Origin of the sequence: Nostoc cf. edaphicum LEGE 07299, from assembly GCF_015207245.1 — a bacterium.
In the GTDB taxonomy this organism is placed as follows: domain Bacteria; phylum Cyanobacteriota; class Cyanobacteriia; order Cyanobacteriales; family Nostocaceae; genus Nostoc; species Nostoc edaphicum_B.
In genome coordinates this window covers 1-14048 of the sequence record NZ_JADEXF010000009.1, presented here as the reverse complement: position 1 = coordinate 14048, position 14048 = coordinate 1, and the positions used below count along the sequence as shown (strand labels likewise).

The following is a 14048-nucleotide window of genomic DNA, read 5'->3' as shown; positions in this document are numbered from 1 at the left end:
AAAATACTGAAAGAAGCGTTAGAGAAAGTTATTGCTAGAAATGAGATTCTTCGCACAACTTTTCATCGCCCGCGTGGTTTAAAAATACCTATTCAGGTTATAGATACTAATAAAAACATATTGATAGCCGAGCATACTTTAAAAAATCCATTTTCTCAAGCGGAAGAAATAGAAGCACTTTTCGATAAAATAAAGGAAGAGTCTGTAAAATTAGCGTCAGATCAATTATTAAAAGTAGAATGGGTAATTTGCTCATCCAAAAAACACTTTTTATTTATAAACTTACCATCTCTGTGTGCCGACTATAAAACATTAAAAAATATAGTTCATGAAATTAGCCAGTATTACACTGTCTGTTTGCAGAATGCAGAAATAACTGAAGAACCACTACAATATGCTGATGTGGCTACATGGCAAAATGAATTACTTGAAGCAGAGGAGACTGCAACAAGGAGAAAATATTGGCAGCAAGTAGATTTTTCGGCTCTGGATACCTTAGAGCTTCCTTTTGAGAATCGGCTTTCTGAAGAATCAGAATTTGAACCTCAAGTTATTAAGTTAGCAATTCACAACGACTTACTCATTAAGATTGAAGAAATTGTCCAAAAATATCAAATTTCAATAGATATATTTTTCCTTACTTGCTGGCAAATTCTACTTTGGCGTATTACTGGGCAATCAAACTTAATGATAGGTCTAGGTTGTGATGGTCGCAATTATGAAGAATTAAAAGCAGCACTAGGTTTATTTGCCAAATATTTACCCCTCGCTTGTCATCTGCAAGAAAATGATACATTCAGTAATACTTTGATACAGGTTAATAACTTGGCAGGAGAAATACTTGAATGGCAGGATGGTTTTAGCTGGGACGCATTTCCTCAAATAAATGGAGATGGTATAGAACATTCATATTTACCATTTTGTTTTGATTTTGAAGAAGCAATAACTAATTATTATGCTCCTCAAGTATCATTTTCAGTTCATCAGCATTACGTATGCTTTGACCGATTTAAAGTAAGGCTTTCTTGTGTTCGTACACAACATAATTTAGTCAAAGCAGAATTTCACTATAATGAAAAATTGTTCCGTAAAGAAGATATTCAACGTTTGGCAAATCAGTGGCAAACTTTGTTAATTAGTGTTATAAACAATCCTTCTACAGCGATATCACGATTAGATATCTTCAGCGAACAAGAGCGGGAAGAATTCTTAGTTGCATTCAATAATACTAAAACAGCAGAACTGCAATACAAGTGCATCCACCATTGGTTTGAACAGCAGTGCGATCGCACCCCAAACAACATTGCTATTATTTATCAAAATCAGCAGTTTACCTACCAAGAATTAAACACTCGTGCTAACCAGCTAGCTCATTACTTACAAAAATTAGGCGTTAAACCAGATGTAATGGTGGGGCTTTGTGTTGAGCGATCGCCTTTAATGTTGATTGCACTTTTGGGCATCTTAAAAGCAGGTGGTGCTTATGTACCGATTGACCCTAGCTATCCCTTAGAAAGAAAAGCTTTTATCTTAAACGATTCTCAAATGCCAGTGCTGCTGACTCAACAGCATTTAATGGTAGATTTAGCTACGAATGGAATTAAAGTAATTTGTATAGATAGTGATTGGGAAACTATAAACCAACAAAAAAATGAAAATCCAATTGCTACAACAAGCGAATTAAATTTAGCATATATTATTTACACCTCCGGTTCCACTGGTAAACCTAAAGGAACTCTAATCCCCCATCAAGGATTAGTTAACTATCTAAGTTGGGCTACTCAAAGATATGCAGTAGAACAAGGAGTAGGAACTTTAGTTCACTCACCTTTGGGTTTTGACTTAACAATCACTAGTCTTTTCTCACCTTTATTAGTTGGTGGCACAGTAGAATTACTATCAGAAGAACAAGGTATTGAAACCCTTTCTCAAGCTTTAAAAAAAAGCTCAAACTTAAGTTTGGTGAAAATTACCCCTGCTCACTTAGATTTGCTGAAGCAACAGTTATCTAAAGAAGAGATAGCAAATAAAACGAGAGCGTTTATTATTGGTGGCGAAAACTTATCAGCCCAAAGCATTACCTTTTGGCAAGATGTAGCTCCAGATACAATATTAGTAAACGAATATGGCCCTACAGAGACAGTAGTAGGCTGCTGTATTTATCAAGTTCCTGTTGGGAAACATTCTACAGGTTCCATACCCATTGGGAAAGCGATCGCTAATACCCAGTTGTACATTTTTGACCAATATTTGCAACCAGTACCAATGGGAGTACCGGGTGAATTGCATATTGGTGGACTTGGATTAGCCAGAGGTTATCTAAATCAACCTGAATTAACAGCCCTGAAGTTTATCCCTAATCCCTATAGTAAACAAAAAGGCGATCGCCTTTACAAAACAGGTGATTTAGTTCGGTTTTTAGCAAATAGAGATATTGAGTATATCGGTCGCATCGATAACCAAGTTAAAATACGTGGTTTCCGTGTTGAACTAGGAGAAATTGAAACGGTTATAAATCAACATCCATCAATATCGACAAGTGTAGTTACCCTTCGAGAGGATAAATCTGGAAATCAAACTTTAATAGCTTATACAACTCTCCAGCCAGACAAAACATTAACAACTCCTGAACTGCGCCGCTTCTTGCAGAATAAATTGCTTGACCATGCGCTACCCACTGCCTTTATGATATTAGAGGCATTACCATTAACATCTAATGGCAAAGTAGACCGTCAAGCATTACCAATGCCGGAGGTTCTACGCCCAGAATTAGAAGTTGCTTATGTGATACCGCAAACTGAGGTGGAAAAGACAATAGCCTCTGTTTGGCGAAAAGCTTTGAATCTTGAAAAAATAGGCATTCACGATAATTTTTTTGAAATTGGCGGTCATTCATTACTTTTAGTTACGGTTCACAGCCAATTGCAGGAAATTTTAAAAGCAGAACTATCAACCCTGGATTTATTTAGATATCCCACAATTAATTCTTTAGCCAACTATTTAAATTTATCTCCTAATTCCACAGCATTTTTACAGGAGAATGATACTCAAGCAGAGAAAATTTCATCTGGGAAGGCGCAACAAAGAAAACGTCTCCAAAAAATTAAATCAGTTGAAAATAATTAAGGAATTAACAAATAATGAATATTCCAACTGGTGCATATACTACTAACGGTTCAGAAATAGCAATTATTGGATTATCAGGAAGATTCCCTGGAGCTAAAAATATTGATGAATTTTGGCGTAATCTCCAAAATGGTATAGAATCAATTTCTGTCTTTAGTGATGAAGAACTATTGCAAGCAGGAGTAGATGCAGCACTTCTTAGTAATCCCAACTATGTTAAAAGAAATGCTGTCATAGAAGATGCAGAACTTTTTGATGCTGAATTTTTTGGTTTTAATCCCAGAGATGCAGAAATGACTGACCCCCAACACCGGATTTTTTTAGAGTGTGCTTGGGAAGCGCTGGAAAAAGCAGGGTATGATTCCGAAACCTATAATGGTTCTATAGGTGTTTTTGCTGGTTCTAACTTAAGCGGTTATTTACTAAACATTTATTTTAATCAAAATATTAGAAATTCAGTAGACGAACGCCAAATAGCAATCGCCGGCGATAAAGATTATCTGGCTACACGTACTTCTTACAAACTTAATTTAACAGGCCCTAGCTATACAGTTCAAACAGCTTGTTCAACCTCATTAGTAGCTGTACATTTAGCCTGCCAAAGTTTGCTCAACGGTGAATGCGATATGGCTTTGGTTGGCGGTGTTTCCATCAGTGCATCAAGAAAAGCTGGTTATATTTATCAAGAGGGAAGTATTAATTCTCCTGATGGACACTGCCGCGCTTTTGATGCTAAAGCGCGGGGAACTGTGTGTGGAGAAGGCGCAGGAATCGTTGTTTTAAAAAGATTAGAAGATACTTTAAATGATGGAGATTTTATCCATGCTGTAATTAAAGGTTCGGCGATAAATAACGATGGCTCAAACAAAGTTAGCTATACAGCACCCCGCATAGAAGGTCAAGCTAAAGTTATCAAAACGGCTCAACTGGTTGCAGAGATAGAAGCAGAAACAATAACTTATATTGAAGCTCACGGGACGGGAACATCTTTAGGAGATCCCATTGAAATTGCAGCACTGACGCAAGCATTCCAAAACAGTACAAAAAAGAAAAACTTTTGTGCAATTGGTTCATTAAAAACAAATATTGGGCATTTGGATGCAGCTGCTGGTATTGCAGGTTTAATTAAAACAGTCTTAGCTCTTAAACACAAACAAATTCCTCCTAGCCTGCACTTTGAAGAACCAAATCCTCAAATTGATTTCGCCAATAGTCCCTTTTATGTCAACAACAAATTATCAGAGTGGAAAACTAACGGTACACCACGTCGAGCAGGTGTAAGTTCTTTTGGCATTGGTGGGACTAATGCCCATGTGGTTTTAGAAGAATCTCCAGTTTTTACACACGAAGAAAGTGTTTCTCGCCCCTGGCAATTGTTGGTTATCTCTGCTAAAACTCAAACAGCTTTAGAATCAGCTACAACTAACCTTGCTAATTATTTAGCACAGTATCCTGATAGCAATCTTCCTGATGTAGCTCATACTTTGCAAGTTGGCCGCCGAAGTTTTAATCATCGTCGAGTATTGCTATGTCAGGATATTCCAGATGCTATAAAAATACTAACTGCGCCAAAGCAAGAAAGGGTTTTAAGTAATTTTTCAGAAACTCGTAACCATTCAATTGTGTTTATGTTTCCCGGACAGGGAGCGCAGTATGTAAACATGGGACGGGATTTATATGAAACAGAACCAGCTTTTCGGCAAGAAGTTGATGATTGCTGTGAATTGCTCAAATCACATTTAAAGTTAGACCTCAAAGATATACTTTATCCCTCAACGGTAGAAACTACAGAAGAACAACTTAAACAAACTTCCTTAACGCAAGTTGCGCTATTTGTAATTGAATATGCCCTTGCTAAACTTTGGATGGCGTGGGGTGTCCATCCGCAAGCGATGATTGGTCATAGCATCGGTGAGTATGTAGCCGCTTGTATTTCAGGTGTCTTTTCTTTAGAAGAAGCCTTGACTTTAGTCGTAACTCGCGGACGACTGATGCAACAAGTCGAACCAGGGTCGATGCTTTCCGTTTCTCTGTCTGCCAAAGAAATACAACCTATGTTGGGTTCAGAACTTTCTTTAGCAGCTAGCAATGCACCATCCCTTTGTGTGGTTTCTGGTGCTACTGGTGCGATCGCACTATTACAAAATCGTTTGACGGAGCAGGGTGTTGACTGTCGCCGCCTGCATACATCTCATGCTTTTCATTCCGAGATGATGGAGCCGATTTTAGAACCATTTGTACGGCATCTTAGGGAAGTCAACCTGAAACCACCTCAAATTCCTTTTATTTCTAACGTTACTGGAACTTGGATTACAGCAGATCAGGCGATCGATCCTAACTACTGGGCTAGACATCTACGACAACCTGTATTGTTTAATGAGGGAATTGCCGAATTGCTGCAACAACCAGAGCGAATACTCTTGGAAGTTGGCCCAGGACGAACATTAACTAACCTAGTCAAACGACAGTTGGTTTCACAGGCTGTAGCCCTAACTTCAGTGCGACATCCCCAAGAGCAAATTTCTGATGTAGCATTTTTGCTTAATACTCTCTCTCGGCTTTGGCTATCAGGATTGCAAATAAACTGGGCAGGCTTTTATGCAAAAGAGCAACGCAGACATATTCCTTTGCCTACCTATCCTTTTGAGCGTCAGCGTTACTGGATTGAAGCTGACCCCGAAACTACATTATCAAAGGCGTGGCAACAATCAATAGGTAAAAAGCCAGATATTGCCGATTGGTTTTATATCCCAATCTGGAAACAATCTACACCACTTGAGTTTTTCCAGGGGAAGGAATTAGTAACTGAGCAAAACACCTGCTGGTTAGTTTTTATAGATGAATATGGAATTGGAGGAGAAGTTGTTAAATGGCTCAAACAGCAAAGTTATGTTGTTACAGTTAGGGTTGCAGATAAGTTTACTAAGCTGAACGAATGCACATATACTATTAACCCACGGCAAAGCGATGACTATGATGCCTTACTTCAAGAACTCCGAAAACATAGTTTAATTCCAAATGGAGTAGCTCACTTTTGGAGCATTACGCCAAATAATACTTTATCTAACAATAAGTTCAAAAAACAAACTTTTGACGATTGCCATAATCTCGGTTTTTGGAGTTTATTGTATTTTACACAGGCATTAGGAAAGGAAAATATCAGTGATTCTCTCAAGTTGAGGGTTGTAACGAACAATTTATATAATGTCATTGGTGATGAAAAGTTATGTCCAGAGAAGGCAACTATATTGGGGCCGTGTAAGATAATTCCCAAAGAATATCCAAACATTAATTCTTGTCTTATTGATGTAGTAATTCCTGCTGATAACATCCCGCTAACACAAAAGTTTATTGACTATTTAATTACGGAATTGACAACACAGCAAACCGATAATCTAGTTGCTTATCGAGGATCTCATCGCTGGATTCAAACCTTTGAAGCTGTCCATCTGCATGAAAGCACTCTAGGTAAAACTAAGTTAAAGGAAGGAGGAGTTTACTTAATTACTGGTGGACTTGGCGGCATAGGTTTAGTGTTAGCGGAATATTTAGCAAAGACAGTAAAAGCTAAGTTAGTTTTAATTGGAAGAAAGGGATTACCGGAGCGATCGCAGTGGAAGCAATGGCTAGAAACTCATGATAGTGAAGATAGTGTTAGCCGCAAGATCCAAAAAATGCTCGTGCTGGAAGAGTTGGGGTCAGAGGTCGAGGTTAAAAGTGCCGATGTAGCCAACTACGAACAAATGCAGGTAGCCGTTGCTGAAGCTTTAGAGAAATTTGGTCAAATCAATGGTGTTATCCATGCAGCAGGTATTGCTGGTGGTGGCATAATTCAACTAAAAACAGAGAACATAGCAAACAGCGTATTAGCGCCAAAAGTTAAGGGTACATTAGTATTAGAGGATATTTTAAACTTACAAAATATTAAATTAGATTTCTTAGTGCTTTGTTCATCTCAAAGTTCTATATTAAATGAATTTGGGCAGGTCGATTATTGTGCAGCTAATGCATTTCTAGATGTTTATGCACATTATTGTACTTCTAAATCTGACCAATTTACGGTGGCAATCAACTGGGGTACTTGGCAAGAAGTAGGCATGGCAGTAGAGACAGCACTACCAGAGCAATTAAAACTCCAACGGGAAGAGAATCTCAAAAAAGGAATATTATCTCAAGAAGGTGCCGAAGCTTTTAATCGCATTTTGCTAAGTAGTTTGTCTCATGTTGTTGTCTCCCCGCAAGATTTTAAAGCAGTAATTGAAGAGGATAATTCTTTTAAATATCTGGAAGAGGGATTAGCATTGTTAGAAGATAAATCAGCTTCAACAAGCCTCTCTCAACTAAGGCATCCCCGTCCTAATCTACGTAATGATTATGTTGCTTCCCGAAATGAAGTTGAAGCAACTATTGCTGAAGTCTGGCAAAATCTTCTGGGAATTAAAGAGATAGGTATTTATGATAACTTTTTTGAATTGGGAGGAGATTCATTATTAGCTACTCAAGTTTTCTCTCGATTGCATCAAGAGTTTCAAGTACAACTCTCTCTACATAGTTTTTTTGAAGCACCCACTGTCATGGAACAAGCTTTAATAGTTGATGAAAAAAACCGGAATTTAGAAGAGAAGTTTAACTTCAAAATGATAGAAAGGATTGAGCGGAATAATGAACAACAGACATTAGCAAATATAAATGAACTTTCAGATCGAGAAGTTGAGCTATTACTTAATAATATGTTACAATCAGAAGGGGCTGTTCAATGACCAATACTCATGATATTCATGAAAATTCATCACAAAATAAACGTGATCTTTTGGCAAAACTACTTCAAGAGAAGGTCGGAAAGCCTCAGATTTTTCCAATATCTTTTGCTCAACAAAGACTTTGGTTTATAGATCAATTGCAGCCTGGTAATTTTGCTAATCATATATGGACAGCTTTGCGTCTTACTGGTTTGCTTCGTAAATCTGCACTATTACAAACCCTTAATACAATCGTGCGTCGCCACGAAGTTTTGCGAACTACTTTCGCAACTCTGGAAGACAAACCTGTTCAGATAATTATTCCAGATATAAGTTTGAGTTTACCAACCATAAATCTAGAAGAGTTAACTGAGGTTAACCAAGAAGCTGAAATTAAAAAGTTAGTTATACAAGAAATACAGCGACCCTTCAATTTAAGCCAAGCTCCATTACTGCGAGCTACTTTGCTACGACTAAAAGAAACAGAACACATTCTGGTGTTCACCATGCATCACATAATTTCCGACGGTTGGTCAATGGGAGTACTAATTGAAGAAGTTACGGCACTTTATGAAGCTTTTTCTAAAGGGCAACCGTCTCCACTTGCCGAACTACCAATACAGTATGTAGACTTTGCAAGCTTCCAACGACAACAGCTACAAGGAGAAGTCTTAAAATCACAACTATCCTATTGGAAACAGCAGTTAGAGGGCGCACCAGAATTACTAGAGCTACCCACTGACAAACCACGACCTGCCATTGGCAGTTTCCAGGGTTCCACTTATTCATTTGAGTTATCTGATGAGTTACATATAGCTTTAAATAAATTGAGCCAGCAGCATGGAACTACCTTATTTATGACTCTGCTGGCAGCCTTTAAAATATTGCTATGTCGTTATACTGGTAGTGAAGATATTGTTGTTGGTTCACCGATCGCTAACCGCGATCGCACAGAGTTAGAAGGATTAATTGGTCTTTTTGCCAATACAATTGCACTGCGAACTAATCTAGCGGGTAATCCTACCTTTGAGGAGTTACTAACTCGTGTGCGGAAAGTAGCATTAGGAGCTTATGCCCATCAGGATTTACCTTTTGAGCAACTAGTAGAAGAACTACAACCACAACGGAACTTGAGCTACACACCAGTATTTCAGGTGATGTTTGTACTTCAGAACACACCAATGCCTATCTTAGAATTGCCTGGTTTGACTGTAAGTCCCTTGGCAATTGATAATGGTAGTGCCAAGTTTGATTTGACTTTAGAAATAACAGAAACACCAGGAAAGCTTTTTACTAATCTAGAGTTTAATACAGATTTATTCGAGGCAACTACTATAAAACGGATGGCTGGACATTTCCAGACATTGCTTAAAAAGATTGTTGCAAAACCGAAGCTACGACTTTTAGAATTATCATTACTAACAGAACCTGAACAGCATCAATTGCTGCGAGAGTGGAATGACACAAAAGTTGAGTATAGTCAACAGCAATGTATCCATGAATTGTTTGAAGCACAGGTACAGAAAACACCTGATGCGATCGCAGTCGTCTTTGAAAACCAGCAACTAACCTACTGCGAGTTGAACAACCGAGCGAATCAACTAGCTCACTATTTGCAAAAGCTAGGAGTAAAACCAGAGGTATTGGTAGGGATTTGTGTAGAGCGATCGCTCGATATGATCGTCGGACTATTAGCTATCCTCAAAGCTGGTGGTGCATATCTACCGCTAGACCCAACATACCCGCAGGAACGCCTAACTTTTATGTTGGCAGATGCTCAAGTGCCAGTGCTGTTGACTCAACAACAATTACTGGAAAAACTTCCAAATTCTGGCGCATCGGTGGTTTGCCTAAATAGAGATTGGCAGATAATTCAAAGCGCAAGTGACCAGAATACCCAAACAGCCTTCTCGCCGGACAACTTAGCATATACTATCTACACTTCCGGCTCCACAGGTAAGCCAAAAGGAGTGATGGTTAGTCATCGCAACGTTGTCAATTTCTTTACAGGAATGGACGGTAGTATTGGTAACGATCATCCAGGTACTTGGCTAGCAGTTACCAGCATTTCCTTTGATATCTCAGTGTTAGAGTTGCTGTGGACGCTGACACGCGGTTTTCAAGTTGTGATTAATGGTGATTCAAGACCTACTACTTTTGCTACTGAAGTAGACCAAAAAATCACAGATAAAGAAATGGCATTTAGCCTTTTCTATTTTGCTAGTGACGAGGTACAGGCAGGCACAGATAAGTATCATTTACTACTTGAAGGGGCTAAATTTGCCGACAAACACGCCTTTGCAGCCATCTGGACTCCAGAGCGACACTTCCATGAATTTGGCGGTCTATACCCAAATCCCTCCGTTGTCAGTGCAGCGATCGCCACAATTACAGAGCGAATTCAAATTCGTGCTGGTAGTATTGTTTTACCCTTACAAAATCCGATCCGAGTTGCTGAAGAATGGTCTGTAGTTGATAACCTTTCCCGAGGCAGAGTTGGTATCTCCTTTGCTTCCGGTTGGCACGCCAATGATTTTGTCTTAGCACCAGAGAAGTATAGCGATCGCTTCCAAATCATGTTTCGTGACATCGAAACTGTCCGCCAACTTTGGCGCGGAGAATCGATAACCCTGCCAGGAGGTAGTGGCAAAGAAGTAGAAGTGAAGATTCATCCCCAACCGATTCAGCCGGAAGTGCCGATTTGGGTTACAGCAGCTGGTAGTCCAGAAACTTTTCGTCGGGCGGGTGAAATTGGTGCCAACCTGCTTACCCATTTACTCGATCAAAATCTAGAGGAACTAGAGGAAAAAATTGCGATTTATCGCCAATCCTGGCAGGAACACGGACATGGACTGGGAGCAGGTCACGTCACGCTAATGATTCATACCTTCGTGGGTGAGGACATTGATGTTGTGCGAGAAAAGGTGCGGCAACCTTTTTACCAGTACTTGAAGAGTTCTCTGAGTCTGTTGAATAACTTAGGAAAAAGCTTAGGTCACGATATTAATGCAGAGAACTTTACCGCACAAGAGCAAGAGCAACTGCTGAATTACGCCTTTAATCGGTACTTTGAAACGAGCAGTTTATTAGGCACACCCAGCACTTGCTTGCGGATGATTAACCGACTCAAGGCGATCGGGGTAGATGAGGTTGCATGTCTGATCGATTTTGGTGTGGATGTGGAATCGGTGTTATCTAGTTTGCATCACCTGAACACAGTCAGAGAATTGAGCAACAAAAAAATAGAAAAAGATGACACTGACTATTCCCTACCTACTCAAATTGCAAGGCACAATGTGACACATCTGCAATGCACTCCGTCTCTTGCAAGAATATTAATTCAGGATAATAAGGCGCTGAGTGCGATGGGTTCACTTCGCAAATTGATGCTTGGTGGTGAAGCGTTACCCATTTCTCTAGCAGAACAGTTGCGGACTCAACTGTCAGCAGAAATTTATAATATGTATGGTCCCACTGAGACGACTATTTGGTCTACAAGCTATCCCCTGCAAGAAGTCGGCAATACAATACCAATCGGACGCCCCATTGCAAACACAGAAATTTACATTCTTGATCGCCATCTACAACCGGTACCTGTTGGTATTCCTGGTGAACTCTACATTGGCGGCGAAGGCGTGGTGCGTGGCTACTTAAACCAACCAGAGTTAACCGTAGAGCGTTTCATCTCCAATCCTTTTGGGACAAACCCAAACAACAAACTGTATAAAACTGGAGACTTGGCACACTATCTACCAAACGGTAACATTGAGTTTCTGGGTCGTGTAGATCATCAGGTGAAACTCCAGGGATATCGGATCGAGTTAGGCGAGATAGAAACTGTCTTGAGTAAACATCCGGGAGTAGTGGAGGCTGTAGTTGTCTCACGAGAGGAGCAACGAGGAGACAAACGCCTAGTAGCCTATGTTGTTCCGACACAACAAGCAGAAGGAACACAAGTCACACCCACAGAAAAAACGCACCTACTGGCTGACGAAATAATAGCAAACAAACCCACCCTTTCGATCGGTGACTTACGAGCGTTTATCAAAGAAAGATTACCTGAGTATATGGTACCCTCAAGCTTTGTAACGCTGAACGCCCTACCTCTAACACCCAACGGCAAAATAGACCGCAGTGCATTACCTGCACCAGAGGCTTCAAGACCAGAATTAGAGGTATCCTATGTGGCGCCGAAGACCGAAGTTGAAAAAGTGATTGCATCTATTTGGCAAGAATTACTTCAGGTAGAAAGAGTGGGAATCCATGACAATTTCTTTGAACTTGGTGGTAATTCATTGCTCTTAATTCAACTTCCTAGCAAGTTGCAAAAAGTATTTCAGCGAGATTTCACCTTGGTTCAGATGTTTCAATATCCGACTATAAGTCACCTGGTTAAATATTTTAGTCAGGAATCTAGTGAAGAAACATCTGTTTTACGACCTGCTCATCACTCGGAGAGCAGAACAGCTTCAGTACAGAGGCGAAAACAAGTTAGGAAGGAGCGCCGAGCAGCAACACAGTAACAAGATGTTTAGTCTCTCTCAACAAGGCGATTGAAGAAGGGCGATCGCTGGAACTGTAGAATCGAAGATTTTAGAGAAAAGCAAGCAAAACATTCTTCCTGCAAAAATAAAATAAAAAAATCGCCACCAACACAATATGACATCAAGCAAACAAGAAATGCAAAACAAAAATTCTTTTTGGGAATCTGAGCAAACATTAGATAATGAAATAGAAGAACAAGTAATGCAATTGTTTGCTTCATACAATCAAGCAAACTCTATAGAGAAACGAATTGATGAAATAACTGATAGCTTATCGCACGATTTTTTAAGCACAATTGATTCTAATACCAACATTGATTTAGAATCACTATTAGAAAAATTTTCTGATGGTAAAATTCCTCTTCAGCCAACTAATTTTGAGAACTACCTCAAATACATAGGCAACAATGTTGTTGCTCATTCAATACGTACATCTTCGCCACGATTTATAGGTCACATGACCTCGGCACTTCCTAGTTTTGTACGCCCTTTGGCTAAATTAATGACGGCGATGAACCAAAACGCCGTCAAAATAGAGACAGCTAAAGCCCTAAGCTTTTGCGAACGTGAAGCTTTGGCTATGTTGCATCGACAAATTTATAATTTTTCTGATGGTTTTTACACTCAACATATTCAAAACAATTTGAGTACACTTGGAATCTTGGTTTCTGGTGGAACAGTGGCAAATATCACAGCAGTTTGGTGCGCGCGAAATGCTTTACTAGGACCGAAAGATGGATTTCTTGGTGTAGAAAAAGAAGGTTTAGCAGCTGCTCTAGATTTCTATGGCTATAAAGGAGCAGTAATTATTGGCTCTGACTTGATGCATTTCTCTTTTGATAAAGCTGCGGATTTAATGGGCATTGGTACCCATAGTTTAATCAGAATCCCTGCTGACTGTAATAATCGAGTTGATATACAAGCACTGCGCCAAACTGTTGCAAATTGTCGTGCCAAAAACTTGCTGATTATTGCAATTGTGGGAGTTGCTGGTACAACAGACTCAGGTGGAGTTGATTCCCTTACAGATATCGCAGAAATTGCACAGGAAGCTAATGCTCATTTTCACGTAGATGCTGCTTGGGGTGGTCCGCTGATTTTTTCTGAGCAATATCGGCATAAGATTGCTGGTATAGAAAAAGCTGATTCAGTCACTATTGATGGACATAAACAACTATATCTACCAATGGGCATTGGTATGGTCTTTTTCCGCGATCCATATCTGGCTGGGGCAATCGAAAAACAGGCTAGTTATACCATGCGTAAGGGATCGTTTGATTTAGGTAAACGTGCTTTAGAAGGTTCTCGACCAGGCATGGCTTTATTTTTACACGCGGGTTTAAAGCTGATTGGAGTTAAGGGATATGAGTTTTTGATTAATGAAGGAATCCGAAAAACTCAATACATGGCTGCTTGTATTTCGGCTATGCCTGAATTTGAATTGCTGGCAGAACCTGATACTAATTTGTTAACTTATCGCTATATTCCAAAACAATTTAGAGAGGTGCGTGCTAAAAACAAATTGACAGAGATAGATAACCAAATTATCAATAGATTTAATGAATGTTTACAAAAAAATCAGCGCCAAATGGGCCATACTTTTATTTCACGAACGACAAAAAAAGATATCATTTTTGGT

At 39.4% G+C, this 14048-nt stretch carries 4 protein-coding genes; all 4 read left to right on the top strand.

Annotated features, from left to right (window positions below; genetic code table 11):
* Positions 1-3126 (top strand): non-ribosomal peptide synthetase (locus tag IQ229_RS00565; RefSeq protein WP_194040349.1); only part of this gene is annotated, 3126 nt, incomplete at its 5' end.
* Positions 3127-3140: 14 nt separating this feature from the next.
* Entirely contained in the window at positions 3141-7886 is a 4746-nt protein-coding gene (locus IQ229_RS00560) for a type I polyketide synthase (RefSeq protein ID WP_194040347.1), read from the top strand.
* Complete coding sequence (locus tag IQ229_RS00555; RefSeq protein WP_194040345.1) at positions 7883-12388, top strand: MupA/Atu3671 family FMN-dependent luciferase-like monooxygenase; 4506 nt, start codon at positions 7883-7885, stop codon at positions 12386-12388. The genes IQ229_RS00560 and IQ229_RS00555 overlap by 4 nt, the downstream gene beginning before the upstream one ends.
* Positions 12389-12524: 136 nt before the next feature.
* On the top strand, positions 12525-14048 hold a 1524-nt coding region (locus IQ229_RS00550), incomplete at its 3' end, for an aminotransferase class V-fold PLP-dependent enzyme (protein WP_194040342.1).